16 protein-coding genes are annotated in these 18,510 nt (G+C 57.5%); 12 read left to right on the plus strand and 4 right to left on the minus strand.

All coding sequences use genetic code 11. The features are described from left to right. Positions 1 to 245: 245 nt before the first annotated feature. Genes Z948_RS0104430 through Z948_RS0104445 form a run of 4 tightly spaced genes read left to right on the plus strand, consistent with a single transcriptional unit; the run spans position 246 to position 6,106 of the window. Positions 246 to 2,015, plus strand: a complete 1,770-nt coding sequence (locus Z948_RS0104430; protein ID WP_025058368.1) for an ABC transporter ATP-binding protein — start codon at positions 246 to 248, stop codon at positions 2,013 to 2,015. Further along, positions 2,008 to 3,930: an ABC transporter substrate-binding protein gene (locus tag Z948_RS0104435; protein WP_025058369.1), complete on the plus strand. Its 1,923-nt coding sequence runs from the start codon at positions 2,008 to 2,010 to the stop codon at positions 3,928 to 3,930. Before Z948_RS0104430 ends, Z948_RS0104435 begins: the two co-directional genes overlap by 8 nt. Then, positions 3,927 to 4,952 (plus strand): ABC transporter permease, encoded by a 1,026-nt coding sequence (locus Z948_RS0104440; RefSeq protein ID WP_025058370.1) that lies wholly within the window; start codon positions 3,927 to 3,929, stop codon positions 4,950 to 4,952. The genes Z948_RS0104435 and Z948_RS0104440 overlap by 4 nt, the downstream gene beginning before the upstream one ends. Continuing rightward, positions 4,952 to 6,106: an ABC transporter permease gene (locus Z948_RS0104445; RefSeq protein WP_025058371.1), complete on the plus strand. Its 1,155-nt coding sequence runs from the start codon at positions 4,952 to 4,954 to the stop codon at positions 6,104 to 6,106. Before Z948_RS0104440 ends, Z948_RS0104445 begins: the two co-directional genes overlap by 1 nt. A 118-nt stretch (positions 6,107 to 6,224) precedes the next feature. Here Z948_RS0104445 and Z948_RS0104450 read toward each other — a convergent pair whose 3' ends face one another. Continuing rightward, on the minus strand, positions 6,225 to 8,765 hold the full coding sequence (locus Z948_RS0104450; protein ID WP_025058372.1) for a mechanosensitive ion channel family protein: 2,541 nt from the start codon (positions 8,763 to 8,765) through the stop codon (positions 6,225 to 6,227). 231 nt (positions 8,766 to 8,996) lie between these two features. On the opposite strand from Z948_RS0104450, the gene Z948_RS0104455 reads away from it, so the two are divergent. From Z948_RS0104455 to Z948_RS0104485, 7 genes are read left to right on the plus strand one after another with little or no spacing between them, the layout of a single operon-like run. Then, positions 8,997 to 10,277, plus strand: a complete 1,281-nt coding sequence (locus tag Z948_RS0104455; protein ID WP_025058373.1) for a nucleotide sugar dehydrogenase — start codon at positions 8,997 to 8,999, stop codon at positions 10,275 to 10,277. 25 nt (positions 10,278 to 10,302) lie between these two features. Continuing rightward, on the plus strand, positions 10,303 to 11,508 hold the full coding sequence (locus Z948_RS0104460; RefSeq protein WP_025058374.1) for a glycosyltransferase family protein: 1,206 nt from the start codon (positions 10,303 to 10,305) through the stop codon (positions 11,506 to 11,508). A 4-nt stretch (positions 11,509 to 11,512) separates the two neighbouring features. Next, positions 11,513 to 12,751 (plus strand): glycosyltransferase family 4 protein, encoded by a 1,239-nt coding sequence (locus Z948_RS0104465; RefSeq protein WP_025058375.1) that lies wholly within the window; start codon positions 11,513 to 11,515, stop codon positions 12,749 to 12,751. Beyond that, on the plus strand, positions 12,751 to 13,797 hold the full coding sequence (locus Z948_RS0104470) for a glycosyltransferase family 4 protein (RefSeq protein ID WP_245604551.1): 1,047 nt from the start codon (positions 12,751 to 12,753) through the stop codon (positions 13,795 to 13,797). Before Z948_RS0104465 ends, Z948_RS0104470 begins: the two co-directional genes overlap by 1 nt. After that, positions 13,794 to 14,378, plus strand: coding sequence for a histidine phosphatase family protein (locus Z948_RS0104475; RefSeq protein WP_025058377.1), 585 nt, complete (start codon positions 13,794 to 13,796; stop codon positions 14,376 to 14,378). Before Z948_RS0104470 ends, Z948_RS0104475 begins: the two co-directional genes overlap by 4 nt. After that, positions 14,375 to 15,508, plus strand: coding sequence for a glycosyltransferase family protein (locus tag Z948_RS0104480; RefSeq protein ID WP_025058378.1), 1,134 nt, complete (start codon positions 14,375 to 14,377; stop codon positions 15,506 to 15,508). The genes Z948_RS0104475 and Z948_RS0104480 overlap by 4 nt, the downstream gene beginning before the upstream one ends. Then, entirely contained in the window at positions 15,505 to 16,254 is a 750-nt protein-coding gene (locus tag Z948_RS0104485) for a polysaccharide deacetylase family protein (RefSeq protein ID WP_025058379.1), read from the plus strand. Before Z948_RS0104480 ends, Z948_RS0104485 begins: the two co-directional genes overlap by 4 nt. On the opposite strand, the gene Z948_RS0104490 is transcribed toward Z948_RS0104485, so the two are convergent. The 3 genes from Z948_RS0104490 to Z948_RS0104500 form a co-directional block, all read right to left on the minus strand. Continuing rightward, positions 16,251 to 17,078, minus strand: coding sequence for a 3-oxoadipate:acetyl-CoA acetyltransferase (locus tag Z948_RS0104490; protein ID WP_025058380.1), 828 nt, complete (start codon positions 17,076 to 17,078; stop codon positions 16,251 to 16,253). The two genes, Z948_RS0104485 and Z948_RS0104490, sit on opposite strands and share 4 nt — an antisense overlap. Before the next feature lie 91 nt (positions 17,079 to 17,169). Further along, complete coding sequence (locus tag Z948_RS0104495; protein ID WP_025058381.1) at positions 17,170 to 17,361, minus strand: hypothetical protein; 192 nt, start codon at positions 17,359 to 17,361, stop codon at positions 17,170 to 17,172. A gap of 88 nt (positions 17,362 to 17,449) precedes the next feature. Next, positions 17,450 to 17,950, minus strand: coding sequence for an alkylphosphonate utilization protein (locus Z948_RS0104500; protein WP_025058382.1), 501 nt, complete (start codon positions 17,948 to 17,950; stop codon positions 17,450 to 17,452). Positions 17,951 to 18,019: 69 nt separating this feature from the next. Here Z948_RS0104500 and Z948_RS0104505 point away from each other — a divergent pair, with 69 nt between their 5' ends. Beyond that, positions 18,020 to 18,499: an REP-associated tyrosine transposase gene (locus tag Z948_RS0104505; RefSeq protein WP_025058383.1), complete on the plus strand. Its 480-nt coding sequence runs from the start codon at positions 18,020 to 18,022 to the stop codon at positions 18,497 to 18,499. The last annotated feature ends 11 nt before the right edge of the window (positions 18,500 to 18,510 follow it).

Below are 18,510 nucleotides of genomic sequence, written 5' to 3' on the forward strand. Positions count from 1 at the left end.
ATTTCATCACATGCGCTCCTCCCCAGTCGGTTGTTTTACTATGCAAAACATTGTTTTACCGAATTTCAAAAACGCTAAGAGACCCTAAAAGATTGCGCAAGCAGAATTTGCCCCTTGGGTCGCGGCGCGCCAACGCTGACGCGCGCGTCAGGCAGGGCTTGGCCCTCAAACCCACAATAAGGTTTGTTAAGATTACTGGACGCCGTCGCGTGAATGAGGTTCACTCCCATTTGGTACAAGGAATAATCATGCCTCTTTTGGAAGTAGAATCACTCACCATTGGTTTTGGAAAAGCCGCACCTGTGGTGCAGGATGTATCTTTTTCCGTCGACTGTGGGGAAACGCTTGCTCTGGTGGGGGAAAGTGGATCGGGTAAAACCCTGACGTGCCGATCTGTCTTGCGGATTTTGCCCAGCACAGCAGAACTGCGCGGCGGGCGGATTAACTATCACTGTGACGGTGACGCCCTTGATCTGGCGACCACATCGAAACGGACCATGCGCGATTTGCGCGGCAATCGCATTTCCATGATTTTCCAAGAGCCGATGCGCTCGCTTTCGCCGCTCCATAAATTGGGAAACCAAGTTGCCGAAGTTCTGCATCTACATGAAAACATCAGCGCAAGTGAGGCCAAAAAACGCGTTCTGACGCAGTTTGAGCGGGTCGGTTTTGTTGATCCCGAACGCGCTTGGTCAAGCTACCCGTTCGAGATGTCAGGCGGGATGCGGCAACGGGCGATGATCGCCATGGCCATGGTTTCTGAACCCGACCTTCTGATCGCGGATGAACCCACGACCGCGCTGGATGTAACGACGCAGGCGCAAGTGCTGGGGCTGATCAAAGATCTTCAGGCCGAAACAGGCATGGCGGTAATCCTTGTGACGCATGATTTAGGCGTTGTGGCGAATATGGCCGACAAGGTCGTCGTCATGAACAAAGGCCGCGTGATGGAAGCAGGCAGCGCGCAAGCCGTCCTTGGATCGCCCGCACATGGCTATACGAAAAAGCTATTCGCCGCAGCGCCCGAAATTCCGACAATCGCCGAACCCGCCAGAGTGGCACCGCAAAGCGATCTCATCCTCGACATTCGCAATGTCACCAAAAGCTTTACAGTCCGCTCAAGCGGATGGCGCCCCCCTACAGTGGTTACAGCCTGCCGCAACGTTGACCTTGCCCTGCCGCGCGGCAAAACACTGGCCGTTGTGGGCGAGAGCGGATCAGGCAAGACCACCTGCGCGCGTGTCGCCCTAGGGGCCATCACACCCGATGCAGGCGGCGAGGTTCTTTTTGCGCCGCGCGCGGGCGACGCCCCGTTTGACGTTCACAAAATGAACAAAACCCAACGGCGCACCTTCCAACGCGATGCGCAAATGGTTTTTCAGGACCCCTATTCATCTTTGTCACCTCGCATGCGGGTTGTGGACGCGTTGATGGAGCCTGCCGAAATTCACGGCATCGGCGATCGCGCGGCGCGGCGCGACAAAGCTGCCGAAATGATCCGCACTGTGGGCCTTAGCCCCGATATGCTGCCCCGTTATCCGCATGCTTTCTCGGGTGGCCAGCGGCAGCGCCTGTCGATTGCGCGCGCGCTCACGCTTGATCCGCAGCTGCTGGTTTGTGACGAACCCACTTCGGCGCTGGATGTATCTGTTCAGGACCAGATTTTAGGCTTGCTCGAAGACATCCGCGATGAGGCGGGGCTGAGCTATCTCTTTATCTCTCACGACCTTGCTGTTGTGGCACGTATCGCAGACGAAGTCGCCGTGATGCGTGCAGGTGTGATTGTGGAACAAGCCCCCCCTGACACGTTGTTCTACAACCCCCAGCACCCCTATACCTGCGCCCTGATCGCAGCCCAGCCCGAGCCCGACATCAACCGCCCCATCGATCTGGACCTGGTTGCCAAAGGCGCAGGCGCGCCAGAAGCATGGCCCGAGAAATTTCGATTTGAGGGGGCAATGGCCCCCGCCCTAAGAGAACTGGAACCCGGACATATGGTGCGCTGTCATGCTTAAACTGATCAAAGCTGCAGCCGTATTCACCCTGCTTTGCACGCCCGCCTTTGCGCAAGGTGTTGCCGTAAAGGAAAGCACCTTTTGGGCCGCCGAAGTCAAAAGCGGCCATTTACCCCTAGCCGCTGATCGCATCCCCCTTGATCCATTGATCGTCGACCTAGAGGCCAAGGGCCGCAGCACAGGCATTCAGGGGGGCACATTGCGCACCCTTGTGTCGCGCAGCAAAGATATCCGCCAGATGGTCGTTTATGGGTATGCGCGTCTGGTCGGCTATACCTCTGACTATTCTTTGCAACCTGACCTTTTGCGCGACGTGACAAATGAAGGTGACCGCAAGTATACTTTGCACCTCAGGCGCGGGCATCGCTGGTCTGACGGCGCGCCCTTTACCTCTGCCGATTTCGAATACTGGTGGAAACACATCGCCAACAACCCCGATATCACCCCATCGGGCCCGCCAGAATGGATGATGGTTGATGGCAAGATGGGCAGCGTGACATTTCCTGATCCTGAAACCGTTGTGTTTGAATGGGCCGCCCCCAACCCCAACTTTCTACCCCTGTTGGCACAGGCACGGCCGCCCTTCATCTATCGCCCTGCACACTATCTAAAACAGTTTCACCTAGATTTCGCCGATCCGGATTTCCTGCATCAGGAAATTCAATCGGCCCGCGTGAAAAGCTGGGCCGCGCTGCACAACAAACGCGACAACATGTACAAATTCGACAACCCCGACCAGCCCACGTTGCAACCGTGGCTGAATGCCTCGGGCAAGCCGACATCGCGCAACCTGTTTGTGCGCAACCCCTATTTCCACCGCATCGACACCGCAGGAACGCAACTGCCCTATATCGATATCGTTGAAATGACCGTTGTTGGCAGCGGGCTGATCGCGGCTAAATCGAACGCGGGCGAAGTGGACCTGCAAGCGCGGGGTTTGGGCTTTCGCGATGTCGCGATTTTGAAAAAGGGCGAAGTGGACGGGGATAAATACCGCACCCTTTTGTGGGGCAATGGCGCGGCCAGCCAGATCGCAATCTACCCCAACCTGAATTTTAGTGACCCTGTTTGGCGCGATGTAATGCGCGATGTCCGCTTCCGCCGCGCGCTGAGCCTTGGGATTGATCGGCGGATGATTAACCGCGCCCTGTATTTTGGCATGGCCCAAGAAGGCGGCATGACCGCCCTTGCCCCCAGCCCCCTACACGACCCAGCCGACCTTGCCGCATGGGCGGACCTTGATATCGAACAGGGCAACCAACTGCTTGATGACATGGGGCTAACCGAACGCACACCAAACGGGCTGCGCAAGCTACCAGACGGGCGCCCCATGGAGTTTGTGATCGAAACCGCAGGAGAGCGCCAAGACGAAGAGAACGCCCTAAGCATCATCACCGACACATGGCGCGAGCTGGGCATCCGCCTGATTATGCGCCCCTTGAACCGTGATATCATGCGCAACCGAATTTATGCAGGCAACGGCATGGCCGCTGTTTGGTTCGGCTGGGATAATGGGCTGCCCCGCGCGGAAACCTCGCCGCAATATCTTGCCCCGACCCAGCAAGAGTTCTTTGCCTGGCCCAAGTGGGGCCAATACTATCAGACCATGGGTAAGAATGGCGAAGCGCCGGATATGGAGGCGCCTCTGCGTCTGTTGGAGCTTGAGGCGGAGTGGTCCAAAATCAGCGACTCAAAGCGGCGTTCGGAAATCTGGGCCGAGATGCTGGAGATCCACGCGCAACAACAGTTTGCCATCGGTATCCTATCTGGCGCGCCACAGCCTATCGTGGTGTCAAAACGGCTTCGGAATGTGCCCGAAAAAGCCACATGGGCCTATGATCCAGGGGCCCATTTTGGCATTCACCGCGTTGACGAATTCTATTTTGAAGACGCATTTATGCAGGTGTCCCAATGATGATCCTTCGCTACGCGGTTACGCGATTTGCAACCATGTTGCTGACGCTTTGGATTGTGTCGATATTGGTTTTTGCCATTATCAACCTCCCCCCCGGTGATTTCCTGAGCAACCAAATCGCCGAGCTGCGCGCAACCGGTCAGGCCGAAGGTGTTGCCAAGGCCGAATTCCTGCGCAGCGAATACGCATTGGACCGCCCCCTATGGGAGCAATATATGATCTGGGTTGGCTTCATGCCGGGCCCTCAGGGGTTTTCGGGCCTGCTGCAAGGCAACTTTGGCTGGTCATTCGAATTTGACCGCCCCGTGAGCGAGATCGTCGGTGATGCCTTGTGGCTCACCGTTCTGGTGAACCTCGCGGCGGTTTTGTTTGTCTATGTGGTGGCGCTGCCCCTCGGCGTTATCGCGGCGGCACGGTCGGAAACATGGGTGGATTACACGGCTGGATTTGTTGGCTACCTTGGCCTTGCGACGCCGAACTTCCTGCTGGCGCTGATCCTGTTTTACTATGGCCACAAATATTTCAATCTGCCCATCGGCGGATTAATGGCCCCCGAATTCGAGGGCGAGCCAATGTCATGGGCCAAGGTGAAATCCATCCTTGTGCATCTGATCGTCCCCACCTTTGTGATCGGCACATCTGGTGCGGCTGCGATGATGCAGCGCCTACGTGCCAACATGCTGGACGAACTGAGCAAGCCCTACGTGGAAACCGCCATTGCAAAGGGGATGAAGCCCTCGAAGATGTTGCGCAAATACCCTCTGCGCATGGCGTTTAATCCCTTTGTTGCGGATATTGGAAACCTGTTGCCTGCGATGGTGTCCGGATCGGTTTTGGTGTCTGTCGTGCTGGGCCTGCAAACAATTGGACCTTACCTGCTGTCAGCTTTGAAATCTCAGGATCAGTTTTTGGCCGCTTTCGTCCTGATGTTTGTGGCGCTGCTGACGTTGCTGGGCACGATGATTTCAGATGTCCTTTTGATGCTGCTTGATCCGCGTATTCGGTTGGGAGGGCGAAAATAATGAGCACCCCCGTTGATGATCATTTCGTGGATACCCAGCCTTGGTCGGAAGAGGCTGATCTATCAGCCCCCGAACGCGCCGAGTTTGACGCGCCTAGCTATGTTCTGATCTGGCGCAAATTTCGCCGTCACAAGCTGGGGCTGATATCGGGGTTGTTCCTGCTGCTGTGTTATCTGATCTTGCCGATTGCCGGATTTGTCGCGCCCTATACGGCGAATGAACGCAGCGCCGACTATCTTTACCACCCGCCACAGGAAATCAACTTGTGGCATGAGGGAGAATTCATCGGCCCCTATGTTTACCCCACCACGGCGGTTGCCGACCTAGAAAACTACCGCTGGCGCTATGATGTTGATACAACCACGCCGCTGCCGCTGCAGTTCTTTTGTGAGGGCTCTGATTATAAACTATTGGGCCTGATCCCATCCCACACCCATCTGGTCTGTGCGCCCGAGGGTGGCACGATCTTTCTTTGGGGGTCTGATCGGCTGGGGCGTGATGTCTTTAGCAGGATTTTGTATGGGGCCCAGCTTTCGCTGACTGTTGGTATCATCGGCATTACGGTTAGCTTTATCTTGGGCATCTTCTTTGGTGCGATGGCGGGGTATTTCGGCGGCAAAACCGACTGGACCATCAACCGCGCGATCGAGATTTTGCGCTCGCTGCCCGAGCTGCCCTTGTGGTTGGCCCTGTCTGCCGCCGTCCCCTCCAACTGGGGGCCTGTTGCTGTGTTCTTTGTGATCTCGATCATTCTGGGCATTCTTGACTGGCCGGGCCTTGCCCGTGCTGTGCGCGCCAAATTCCTGAGCCTGCGCGAAGAGGAATACGTCCGCGCCGCCGAGATGATGGGCGCGCGCCCTGCCCGCGTGATCCGCCGCCATTTGCTGCCTAACTTTATGAGCCACCTGATCGCCAGCGCGACTCTGTCGATCCCTGCGATGATCCTTGGGGAAACCGCGCTTAGCTTTTTGGGGCTTGGGCTGCGTGCCCCTGCGGTATCATGGGGCGTGATGCTGAATGATGCGCAGAACCTCGCCAGTATCGAGATCTATCCATGGACCGCGATCCCCATGTTGCCGATCATTGTCGTGGTGCTGGCGTTCAACTTTCTCGGGGATGGGCTGCGTGCATCGCTAGACCCCTATCGCAGCTAGGCAACTGCCCCCTCCCAGAACCATTCCATAACAAGAGGCCACCAAATAACTTGGTGGCCTCTTTCTGTTTTGTCTTTTTGTAAAAAGGGGCCTGTGCGGCCTATCTATAGGTCTGCGCCTATCGATCATCCCCATCGTTTGCCTCGGCCGCCTCTTCGAGCTGCTCTTCGATTGAAGCATGCGCTGCCGCTGCAACACGTCGTTTCTGCTCTTCGGTCAGGTCATCGACCTTGCCATCCGCCAGACGCACGGTCACCTCGCGGTGTGCAAATTTGATCCCTTCGCGTTCAAACAGCACACGAATTTCTTCGTATACGCGCTTGCGCACCAGCCATTGATCGCCAGGCTTGGTCATGAACTTCACGCGGATGATCATGGCGCTATCCTGCATTTCGATCACACCTTGTGACTTTAGCGGCGCGATAAAGTTCTGCCCGATCACAGGATCATCCAGCAATGAAATCCCCAGCTTTTTGATCAGCTTACGCACCTTTTCGACGTCCGTGTCATAGGTCACACGCAGTGGCAGCTTCATGATAACCCAATCGCGGCTGTAGTTGGTCATCACCTGCAACTCACCAAAGGGGATGGTGTGCAAGGCGCCCAAGTGGTGGCGCAGCTGGAACGAGCGAACCGAGATTTTTTCGACCGTGCCCTTTACCCCGCCCACATCCAGATATTCGCCTTTGCGAAACGCATCATCAAACAGAAAGAAAGCACCCGCAAAGATATCACGCACCAGCGCCTGAGAGCCAAAACCAACGGCAACGCCAACGATACCAGCACCAGCAAACAGTGGCCCCACGTTGATCCCCACTTCCATCAGAACAATCAGGATGATCGTCACGATCACCACAATCAGGGTAAAGTTTCGGAACAACGGCAACAATGTCGCCAATCGCGACGCCGACGAAGCCCCGCCTTCATCACCTGGCTCGGCCTCGACTTCGTCCTGTGCCTCTTCGGCAATCTTTGTATCGATCCAAATACGGAACGCGTGATAAACGATGTAGCCGATAAAGATTATGACGATGATATCCATCACGCGGTACAGGCTGGATTCAACCATTTGTGCGCTATCATTGTCCCAGATATAGAAAAACGCATAGGAACCCGCAACAAACGCCAAGATGCCCGCAACCCGCCGCGCCAAGGCTTCGAATGAATTCAGGACACGAACCGGCTTACCCCGCTCTTCGGCGGCGGCAGAAAGCATGTCGTGCTCGGCCTGTGTTAAGCTAGCTCCGGCAGGCGAAACTGCCTCTGCGGGTTCGATCCGTTCGGCCAAGGCGCCAGCAGGGTTATCCCCCTCAAGAGCGCTCTCGCGATCAAGATCAAGCCCCTCATCGCGCCGCAATCTTTGTTCAAACGCTTCCTTTTCCAGTCGCGCCAGTTCTTGGGCTTCCAACTCAGCTTGTTTCTCGCGCAGCAAACGCAGAACACGCGCGCGCGCAAAGCCACGCTCGATCAGGTAATTCACCACCCCGTAGACCACGATGATCGAAATCAGGATACCATAGGCCCCCGCAATCAACGGGATCGAACTGGGCCTTTCAAGGACCAGATCATAGGTCAGCTCGAACCAAGCGAAAACAACATAGATGACAACGGCAGGCGCCCATAACTTGCTCAGCAAACGCACCAGAATGCCCACCTCGTTTGGTTCTTTGCCATGACGCAGCGCCGCAGAGATGGCACGGCGGTTCACAACAACCAACAGGATGTTCAACAGCACCACGCCCCCCGACATGACAGAAGACACAAGGGCGTAAACATCATAATTCAGGCCCAGCTCTCCGATCCAGATGCCAAACAAAATGGCGCAGAGGTCCAAGCTGCCCAAGATCCACAACCAGTTATGCAAACGCTTGGCATCAGAATCGCTGATGATCGGAATACGGTATTGCGACAAATAGGGAGACAGGATCATCCGCCACAAACCAGCCATCACACGGCAACTGAAATAGCCAATATTGATCAAGGTCAGCGTAAACTGAATGGCACTATCATCGATAGGCGGAAATAGAACGGCCCCCAGAACATAGGCAACGGCCATCGAGCACAGAATGCCAATCACCCCCATGAGAAATCTGAAGACGAGAAAAGGCATCTTTTCCGCATAACCCGCCGGAGAATCCATGACGCGGCTGACAACAAATTTGCGTGCAAAGCGTTTTGCAAAAATCTCTCGTTCGACAATCACACCCACGCCAAACAACAGCAGGCTCCACCCCAATATCTTAAAATACATAAGGATGGTGCCATCCGGAGACGCCGCCCGAAGGATATAGGCCACTTCACGGAAGGCATTCGGCAGCTGGGCCACCCTGTCAATCAAGGCATCGCGAGCACGATCAGCGCCCTCTTGCACCTTCATCAAACGGGAATAATCCTCGGCTGTTGGTTCGATCGCGTCTGCATCATCCTCCTCAGGGGCGGATTGGGTGATCACCTGCCCTTGGGTATCAATCACAATGACGTCAACGCCATCGCGCGCAGCATTCCTCAGCGTCTCGGCCAGAGTTTCCTGCGGCGTGGTTTCGGCAACAGTTTCTTCAACCTCTTCAGAGCCCCCCAGCATGGAGGTCAGGCTCTGGGCGGAAACATCAGCAGCTGGCAAAAAGGTAAATAAAAGCCAAGTGAATGCTAGTAACAGCATGCGAAAAAACATGTTTGAAGTCCCCGTCCCATTCTTTGGCGCGAAACCGCGCGCATCGTTAAGCGTAGGGGTTTGTTTTGGATTTTGCAATCTAGCGCCAAACGGCCACATTCCCCAAAACCAACAGAACCCCACCCTGTGTTGGCGTTTTACAAAACGGCCCCATCATGCCATAGCAGAACCTAGCCAAAGACCGTTTCCGATTGGATACGGTAAACCAAGGACACATCGATGACGACCACCTCCAAAAGCGACCGGATTGCTATTTTGGGCCTTGGCTATGTTGGCCTGCCCCTTGCCTTGGGTTTAGCGCGAAATGGTTTCCAAGTGGTTGGCTATGACATCCATCCCCCGATGATCGACGCGCTTTGTGAGGGGCGCGATCCCAATGGTGAAATCGATGATGCCAAAGTTGCATCCTCTACCGCAGTTTTCACACATAACGCGGCTGATCTGGCGGGTTGCACGGCGTTTATCATTGCCGTGCCAACGCCGATCACCGATGCAAAAGCTCCCGACCTTGGCCCGATTTTGGGCGCCTGCGCGACCATCGCCCCTCATTTGACGGATGGTGCATTGGTGATCCTAGAAAGCACCGTTTACCCCGGTGTAACCGAAGACGTTTGCGGCCCAGCCCTTGCCAAGGCCAGCGGATTGGAAACCGGTCGCCAAATCAAACTGGCCTATTCCCCCGAACGCGTTAACCCCGGTGATGTTGAGCATTCGATGGAGAATGTGATCAAGGTCATCGCGGCCCAAGACGATGAAACCCTCGACCGCGTCGAAGCGATTTACAGCCCCGTGGTAAAGGCCGGCTTGCACCGTGCCTCTTCTATTGCCACGGCAGAGGCCGCGAAGGTTATCGAAAACACCCAGCGCGATTTGAACATCGCCTTGGTCAATGAATTCGCGCTGATCTTTGAACGTCTCGGCCTTGATACGCTCGAAGTGCTCGAGGCGGCGGGCACCAAATGGAATTTCCTGCCCTTCAAACCCGGTTTGGTTGGCGGCCACTGTATTGGCGTTGACCCCTACTACCTCACCTTCCGCGCACAGCAGTTGGGCTATCACCCCGAAGTGATCCTTGCCGGTCGTCGGATCAATGACGCGATGGGCGCTCATGTGGCGCAAACGCTGGTGAAGGCGATGCTGAAAAGAGACATCGGCGTACGCGGCGCGCGTGTTTTGATCCTAGGGTATACGTTCAAGGAAAACTGCGCCGACACGCGCAACACCCGTGTTTCCGATATCATTTCCGAGCTGGACGATTACGCCATCCAAACCGACGTTCACGACCCATGGGTCGGCACCGCGCGATTAGAGGCTCAACATGGGGTCAAAGCCGTCGAAACCCCTGAATTGGGCGCCTATGACGCGATACTGGTGGCCGTTGGGCACCGCGAATTTGTAAACTTGGGCAGTGATGCAATTCGGGCCTTTGGTAAGGAAGGCGCGGTGTTATATGACATCAAAGGCGTATTCGGCAAATCAGGCAGCGACCTGAGACTTTGAGCCTAGCAAGACGGAAAGAAAGTTAATGCCGCAAGACCCCATCGCAGAAGCAAACGCACGCAAGCCTGCACATCGTGTCATGCTATACAGCCATGACACGTTTGGCTTGGGGCATTTGCGCCGGTCGCGTGCTTTGGCGACGGCTCTTACGGCTGGTGATGATAGCTCATCCGCGATCATTTTGACGGGCTCACCTGTTGCGGGGCGGTTTGCCTTTCCAGAACGGGTGGACCACATCCGCCTGCCTGGTGTTACTAAACTGCCGGATGGATCATACATCAGCTCAACCTTGGGGCTGGATATCGACGCCACCACCAATTTGCGGGCAGGGCTGATCCAATCTGCGGTCGAACAATATCAACCCGACCTGCTGATCGTTGATAAAGAACCCACCGGCTTTCGCGGCGAACTGCTGTCCACATTGGAATGGCTACAAGCCCAAGGCAACTGCCGCATAGTATTGGGTCTTCGGGATGTTCTGGATGAACCAGACGTTCTGGCGGCAGAATGGGAACGCAAGGGTGCTGTGAAAGCGGCCGAAGCGTTTTATGACGAATTCTGGGTATATGGCGTCGAAGATATCTATGACCCTACCAGCGGCCTGCCGTTTAGCGACGCAACCCGCAAGCGGATGCATTACACAGGCTACCTGCGCCGCGAGCTAACCGATGCTGTCGATGTGCCGGACGAGCCCTATATCCTCATCACGCCGGGCGGTGGCGGCGACGGCGCTGCTATGGTGTCGCTGGTGCTGGACGCCTATGAGGCGGACCCGACCTTGGGCCCCAAAGCGATGTTGGTTTACGGGCCTTTCCTCTCTGGCGAGGTACGAGACGCTTTGGATGCGCGTGTTGATGCGCTTGACGGGCGGGTCATCGCCACTGGCTTTGACAGCCGGATCGAGGCGCTTTTTGCCAATGCTCAGGGCGTTGTGTGTATGGGCGGCTATAACACCTTTTGCGAAGTTCTCAGCTTTGATCAACGCGCGGTCATTGTCCCGCGCACCGTGCCACGGCTGGAACAATGGATCCGCGCCAGCCGCGCCGAAGAGCTGGGGCTGGTGCGCATGTTGGATGATGGTCGCGACGGCATGACGGTTGAGGCCATGATCAACGCCATTCGCGCCCTGCCAACCCAAGGGAAACCATCCGAAGCGGGCGCCAATGGCCTGCTTGACGGGTTGGATGTTGTGGTCGAACGGGGCCACGCGTTAATGAATAATAAGGACTAACATCATGACCACGCCCCCCCTCGCGATTGTGGTCAAAGGCTGGCCGCGCCTTTCCGAAACCTTCATCGCACAAGAGCTGGTTGCCCTAGAGGAATCCGGTATCGCCTTTGACCTTTGGTCATTGCGCCACCCCACCGACAAGAAAACCCACCCGCTGCATGATCGCCTTAAGGCGCGGGTGCGCTATCTGCCCGAATACCTGCACGAAGAACCCCGCCGTGTGCACGAAGCCATGGGTGCTGTGACGGCCCTGCCGGGGTTTGATGCGGCCGCCGAAGCCTATGCCGCCGACCTTGCGCGCGACGACACCGCCAACCGCCGCCGCCGTTGGGGGCAGGCATGTGTTCTGGCCCATGAGGCCGAAGGCAGCCTCGAAGCGCTCTACTCCCATTTCCTGCACACGCCATCCTCCGTTGCGCGATACGCGGCGATCTTGCGGGGCGTGCCGTGGTCTTTTTCGGCCCACGCAAAAGACATCTGGACCTCGCCCGAATGGGAATTGCGCGAAAAGCTAACCCCAGCCACCTATGGCGCCGCATTTGGCGCCACCTGCACCGCCTTTGGCGCAGAACACCTGCAAGGGCTTGCCGATACACCCGAGCGCGTTGATCTGGTTTACCATGGCCTCGACCTTGCCCGTTTCCCAAACCCGCCCGAACGCCCGCTGCGATCACCTGATGCGCCGCTGCGCATGATGTCAGTTGGTCGACTGGTCGAGAAAAAGGGATTTGATACGCTGATTGATGCGCTAGCCCTGCTGCCTGATACGCTGGACTGGCACTGGACCCATATCGGCGGTGGTGCGCTGGACGAAGAAATGCGCGAGCGGGCCAAAAACGCTGGCGTGGCTGCGCGGATCACATGGCGCGGGGCCTGCGATCAGCCTGACGTCATCGCCGCCATGCGCGAGGCCGACCTGTTTGTGCTGCCCTCTCGTATCGCGGCCGACGGAGACCGTGACGGGCTGCCAAACGTGTTGATGGAAGCGGCGAGCCAGCTGTTGCCGATCCTGTCCACACCCGTTTCCGCGATCCCCGAATTTATCACAAACGGCACCCATGGCATTCTGGCCAAAGACACGCCGCGTGCCTTTGCGGACGGGATGTTGGATATCGCTGGCGACCCTGCATTGGGCCCCCGTCTGGCCCAAGCTGCGCATAAACGGCTGCATGCCGAATTTACCATGGCACCGGGCATTGCCCATCTGGCGAAACGCCTGCGTGGCATTCTGAAAACCGCCTGATGCGCCTCGCCTTTTACGCCCCCCTGAAACCTCCGGCGCACCCTGTGCCGTCAGGGGATCGCGCAATGGCGCGCTCTTTAATCGCAGCGCTTGAAACGTTGGGGGCTAGGGTGGATCTGGCCTCGGCCCTTCGCACCCGCGATGGGAAAGGCGACGCAGAGATCCAAGCCGATCTGATCGCACAAGCAAATGCCCAAATCCCGCAAATCATCGCGCAAGGAAAAGCCGCGAACTGGCAGGCGTGGATCACCTATCACACCTATTACAAAGCCCCCGACCTGATCGGCCCCAGCGTCGCGCAAAGTTTGGGTATTCCCTATCTGTCCATCGAAGCAACGCGTGCCCGCAAGAGGCTAGGCGGTGCGTGGGACAGATTTGCCCGCGCCGCGGAACAGGCCTGTGACGCGGCCGATGTGGTCTTTTACCTGACGGAGCGCGATAGCAAAGCGTTGCGCGACTATGCCCCGCCCGCGCAAAAGCACATCCTTCTAAAGCCCTTTCTCAACCGCGATGATCTGCCCCCAAGGGCCGAGGGCTCCCATTTGCTGGCAGTGGGTATGATGCGGGCTGCCGCGAAACTGCCCTCTTACCAGCTGATCGCTGAAACGCTTGCCTTGATGCCCGACGATACCCGCCTAGAGATCGCAGGCGACGGGCCTGCACGGGCCTTGGTAGAGCTGGCCATGGCCCCTTTTGCGGATCGCGTTACGTTTTTAGGCGCCCTGAGCGCACAAAAGCTTGAACAGGCCTACCAGCGATCTGGCGCGCTCATCTGGCCCGGTGTGGATGAGGCCTTTGGCCTGACTTATCTAGAGGCCCAAGCCCATGGCCTTGCCGTTATTGCCCAAGACCGCCCAGGTGTGCGCGATGTATTGTACCCTCGGGATTATCCCAAGGTCGAAGAGGGGGCCGCAGGGTTAGCCGCGCTTGCTGCATCCCCTGCCCCTTCACCCGATGACATTCGCGCACACATCCGCCAATATCATCTGCGACCCGCGACAGCCGAAACACTACGCCTAGGGCTAGAAATGGTAGGGGTGAAATGATCCGTCTTGCTTTGCTACGTCACGGCCACACAACGTGGAACCGCGAGGGCCGCGTTCAAGGGCGCAGCGACATCGCGCTGGATGCAGATGCGGTGGCCGAATTGCGCAATCAATCGCTGCCCTCCCCGTGGAAAGACGCCATGCTTTGGGCCAGCCCGCTAGAGCGCGCCGCCCATACTGCCGCGCTGGTCGCTGGCCGCGAACCAAAAACCGACCCCGCTTTGATCGAAATGAACTGGGGCGATTGGGAGGGCCGTATTGCCAAGGAACTGCGCGCCGATCCAACCTGCGATCACCGCGATATCGAAGATTGGGGCTGGGACTATACGCCCCCGAATGGGGAAAGCCCTGCCGCGCTGAGGGACAGGTTGGTTCCATGGGCGAACAGACTTGCGCGCGACAGCATAGCGGTTTGCCACATCGGCGTGATGCGGGTGCTGATGGCCCATGCCACGGGGTGGAATTTTGCGGGCCCCGCCCCTTTCGCGGTCAAACGAAACCGCCTGTTCATTATCGAAATCGACGGGACAGCGTGGCGCCTGCTGCCAGAACCTGTCCGTTTGGAAAGGCCGATCTCGTGAGGGTCATGATTGTCGTCACCCACCTATTGGGAACGGGGCATCTGGCGCGGGCCTTAACCTTGGCGCGGGCCTATCTGGCGGCGGGGGATGATGTCTGTGTTGTTTCTGGCGGCATGCCAGCCCCGCATTTTGCAACCGATGGCATGCGTTTTGTACAATTGCCTCCTGTGCGCTCTAATGGCGTGGATTTCGCGACCTTGCTGGACGAGAACGGCCAAACCGCGGGCCAAGGTTTTCTCGCTGAACGTCAAAATCAATTGCTCAAAACCTTCGCAGAGGTCGCGCCAGACATCCTAATCACCGAGCTGTTCCCCTTTGGGCGTCGCATCCTGAAGGAAGAGTTTCAAACGCTGCTGGATGCCGCAAAATCCAGCGCCAAGCCCCCCCTTGTTTGCGCCTCTATCCGCGACATCCTAGCCCCGCCTTCAAAGCCAAAGAAGGCCCTCTTTGCCGAGGAGATGATCGCCCAATTCTACGATGCGGTCCTTGTTCATTCGGTGCAGGCCCTCACCCCGTTGGAGCTAAGCTGGCCTGTCAGTGAAACCTTGACGGGCTACCTGCGTTATACGGGCTTTGTCGCGCCCCCAGCGGCGGGTCTTCACCCCGATATGGCAGGCCAAGGTGAGATCATTATCAGTGCAGGCGGTGGAGACGTCGGCGGGCCGATTTATGAGGCAGCCCTAGCAACCGCCACGGCGTTAGACGCCCCTTTTCGCGTTCTGGTAGGCGGCGCGGCACCAGATGCACGCATTGCAGAGCTGGCAGCGCGCGCGCCCTCAAATGTCACCGTTCAATCGGTTCGCAAGGATTTTCGCCAGATGTTGTATCACGCCAAAGCATCCGTTTCCTTATGCGGCTACAACACCGCATTGGACATTTTGCAGGCTGCAACTCCTGCGGTTTTCATCCCCTTTGATGAGGGCAGCGAAGTCGAACAGGGGCTGCGCGCGGATGCGCTATCCAAACGCGACGGGATCGCAACCCTTCGGCGGGCAGCGCTAACTGGGGAAACGCTGCTTGCTGCGCTACGCGAAGTCATCGCTGCGCCACGGCGCACACCGGATTCAGGCGGCTTCAACGGCGCGGCCACTACAGTTGAGATCACCCACCAGATGAGAGATGCATCATGAAAATCAACTGGTCGCCCCTGAAAGCCGAGCTAACATTTTGGCGCCAAGCTGAACGCCCCCTTCCCATCTGGTGGCGCGACGATGACGCCATTGCCACCACGCCCGCGCTGTCACGTCTCACCCAGATATCCGAGACCTTGGGCATGCCTGCATATATCGCCGTCATCCCTGCCCACATGACGCCGTCGCTTGTGCCCGCACTCAACGACGCCCCAAACCTGATCCCCGTCATCCACGGCTGGCGCCACCAAAGCCATGCGCCAAAAGGCGAGAAGAACGCCGAATTTGGCCACCTGCGCCCCCAAGCGGAAAGCGAATTGGGGTTGGCTATGGACACTTTGGAGGCTCAGTTCAGCACACAGCTGGTGAAACTGTTTGTGCCGCCATGGAACAGGTTCAATCCTGATTTGCTGCCTGCCCTTACCCTTGCCGGATATCGAGGTCTGTCGACCTATGGCCCACGAAAGGCCCAGTTCGCAGCCCCTAACCTCACCCAGATCAACACCCACATCGACCCCATTTTCTGGCGTGGACACCGTGGGTTAGCCGACCCAACTGAATTGGTTGAAGGGATCGTTACCACCCTGCGCAACCGTCGCGAAGGGGGTAGCGATGCTACGGAACCCCTTGGCCTGTTGACCCACCACCTTGTCCACACTGAAGAGGTCTGGCAATTCACCCAAGAGGTGTTGCAGGTTCTTTTGGACGGCGGGGCAACCCCCGCCGATATCAACGCCCTGCTTTAGGCTGTTCGCAGCCCCAAGATTTCACGCGCCTGCGATGGCGTTGCAACGGGGCGTTCATATTTCTCGCACAGGTCGGCGGCGCGCTGGATGAGGGCTGCGTTGGACGGTGCGAGTGTGTTTTTATCCCAGCGGACGTTGTCCTCTAGGCCCGTGCGGGTGTGCCCCCCCGCCGCAATCGCCCATTCGTTCAAAACGATCTGGTTTGGCCCGATTCCAGCGGCACACCACTGGGCATCCGGCACCAGACGTTTGAGTGTTTTCACATAGAAATCAAAGGCTTCTTTATCGGCGGGCATAGCGTTTTTCACCCCCATCACGAACTGGATATAGAGCTGCCCGGGGATGCGGCCATCGCGGTTCATTTCGGCGGCTTTGTGGATGTGGGACAGGTCAAAGGCCTCGATTTCGGGCTTTACTTCGTATTTCACCATCTCGGAGGCCAGCCAATCGACCAGCTGTGGCGGGTTTTCGTAGACGCGGGTGGGAAAGTTGTTGGACCCGACAGAGAGGCTGGCCATATCTGGACGTAGGGACAACATGCCGCCGCGCTCCTCACCTGCACCTGATCGGCCACCAGTCGAGAATTGCATAATCATATCAGGGCAATGCGCCTTGATCCCCTCCTGCAAGGCCGCGAATTTCTCGGGGTCTGACGTTGGCGTTTCGTCATCGTTGCGCACATGCGCGTGGCATATGCTGGCGCCTGCTTCATAGGCGGCATGGGTGCTTTCGATCTGCTCGGAAATGCTGATCGGCACCGCAGGATTGGCGGCCTTAGTCGGGACAGAACCGGTGATGGCGACGCAGAGAATGCAAGGGGTCATAGAGGCCTCGGGGTCAGGAGAATACACGTGTCACACAGTGTACACACGCCGTGCACCAGACGTACACCACCCTAAACACCCGCCGCCGCAGTTATTTTGACGTTAGCGCCAGAATTTTGCCTGCCACAATGTAGGACACCGGCAGGGCAACCACCGCACCAACTGCCGCCGCGATCAGGATCGGGACAAGCGTATCGTAGCCAGCGGACAGAACGGCAATCACACCGATGCCAGCCAAGGTGGTTCCAACGATGGAATAAAGAATGGATGCAAGACGAAACATGAGCGGTTCCCTTCGGTGGCCTTTATGGTCACGCGATGGGTAGCATCGGAGAGAGTGCGGCGCGTTGATCTGCGTCAATCGGCGGGGCTTAGGCGCGCTTTTTCACGAACTCGGTCAGGATGACAATGCGCTGGCCCTCAACGCGGCCTTCAATATGGGCGGCGTTGTCTTGGACAAGGCTGATCCGGTGCACGGCAGTGCCGCGTTTGGCGGTAAAGCCCGCGCCTTTGACGTTGAGATCTTTGATCAGCACCACCGTATCGCCATTGGCAAGGGGGACGCCGTTGCTGTCTTTGTGGTCTGTCTGCTCGGCCACGTTATCGGCCCATTCTTGGGTTTCCTCATCGAGGTAAAGCTGGTCGAGCAGATCGCGGGCCCAATCGGTATCAAGCCGTTTGAGCGTGCGCGCGGCAAAAACCTGCAGCGCGGGGTCCTCAGACCACATGGTCGAGGCGATGGGGCGGAAGTGATCGGCGGGCGTGGCTGGATCAGCGCAGGCCGCGCAGATGTCGATGCTGGCGTCAGCGGGGCCGCCTGAAACAGCTGTGGCGATGAGCGGGGCGGCGGAGGTGCAGAGGGGGCATGTCATGGGGGTGGTGTAGGGTGGGTGGAACCCACAGGCAACCAATTGTTAACCAAGACACAAGACAATTCCCCCATGAGCAGATATCGCCGCATGTATGTGCCGGGAGGCACCTATTTCTTCACCGTGAACCTCGCGGAACGGGGGAGCGACCTTTTGTTACGCGAAATCAACCTTTTGAGGTCAGCCTATGCTGCGGCCATCAAGGAACATCCTGTCCGATGCGAAGCGATGGTGATCCTACCCGATCACCTTCACGCCGTTTGGACACTACCCAGCGATGACGCCGATTTTTCTATTCGTTGGCAAAAGATAAAAACTGCCTTTTCCAAAAACTGCCCGAGTGTGGGATCCCCTAACGAGAGCAAACGCAGAAAAGGCGAACGCGGGATATGGCAAAGACGATTTTGGGAGCATTGCATTCGAGATCAGGCAGATTTCGCCGCGCATGTTGATTATTGCCATTGGAACCCCGTAAAGCACGGGTTTGTTGAGCGCCCAGAGGATTGGCCGTTTTCAACGATGCAACGTAGGGTGGGTGAAACCCACGCGTGATCTCCATCAAT

It is taken from the genome of Sulfitobacter donghicola DSW-25 = KCTC 12864 = JCM 14565 (assembly GCF_000622405.1).
GTDB lineage: Bacteria > Pseudomonadota > Alphaproteobacteria > Rhodobacterales > Rhodobacteraceae > Sulfitobacter > Sulfitobacter donghicola.

Bases quoted from the DNA above. Each gene is read 5' to 3' on its own strand.
- Z948_RS0104475 (WP_025058377.1), top strand. From the start codon at position 13,794: ATGATCCGTCTTGCTTTGCTACGTCACGGCCACACAACGTGGAACCGC.
- Z948_RS0104470 (WP_245604551.1), top strand. From the start codon at position 12,751: ATGCGCCTCGCCTTTTACGCCCCCCTGAAACCTCCGGCGCACCCTGTG.
- Z948_RS0104435 (WP_025058369.1), top strand. From the start codon at position 2,008: ATGCTTAAACTGATCAAAGCTGCAGCCGTATTCACCCTGCTTTGCACG.
- Z948_RS0104445 (WP_025058371.1), top strand. From the start codon at position 4,952: ATGAGCACCCCCGTTGATGATCATTTCGTGGATACCCAGCCTTGGTCG.
- Z948_RS0104460 (WP_025058374.1), top strand. From the start codon at position 10,303: ATGCCGCAAGACCCCATCGCAGAAGCAAACGCACGCAAGCCTGCACAT.
- Z948_RS0104500 (WP_025058382.1), bottom strand. From the start codon at position 17,950: ATGACATGCCCCCTCTGCACCTCCGCCGCCCCGCTCATCGCCACAGCT.
- Z948_RS0104440 (WP_025058370.1), top strand. From the start codon at position 3,927: ATGATGATCCTTCGCTACGCGGTTACGCGATTTGCAACCATGTTGCTG.
- Z948_RS0104505 (WP_025058383.1), top strand. From the start codon at position 18,020: ATGAGCAGATATCGCCGCATGTATGTGCCGGGAGGCACCTATTTCTTC.
- Z948_RS0104490 (WP_025058380.1), bottom strand. From the start codon at position 17,078: ATGACCCCTTGCATTCTCTGCGTCGCCATCACCGGTTCTGTCCCGACT.
- Z948_RS0104450 (WP_025058372.1), bottom strand. From the start codon at position 8,765: ATGCTGTTACTAGCATTCACTTGGCTTTTATTTACCTTTTTGCCAGCT.
- Z948_RS0104465 (WP_025058375.1), top strand. From the start codon at position 11,513: ATGACCACGCCCCCCCTCGCGATTGTGGTCAAAGGCTGGCCGCGCCTT.
- Z948_RS0104485 (WP_025058379.1), top strand. From the start codon at position 15,505: ATGAAAATCAACTGGTCGCCCCTGAAAGCCGAGCTAACATTTTGGCGC.
- Z948_RS0104455 (WP_025058373.1), top strand. From the start codon at position 8,997: ATGACGACCACCTCCAAAAGCGACCGGATTGCTATTTTGGGCCTTGGC.
- Z948_RS0104495 (WP_025058381.1), bottom strand. From the start codon at position 17,361: ATGTTTCGTCTTGCATCCATTCTTTATTCCATCGTTGGAACCACCTTG.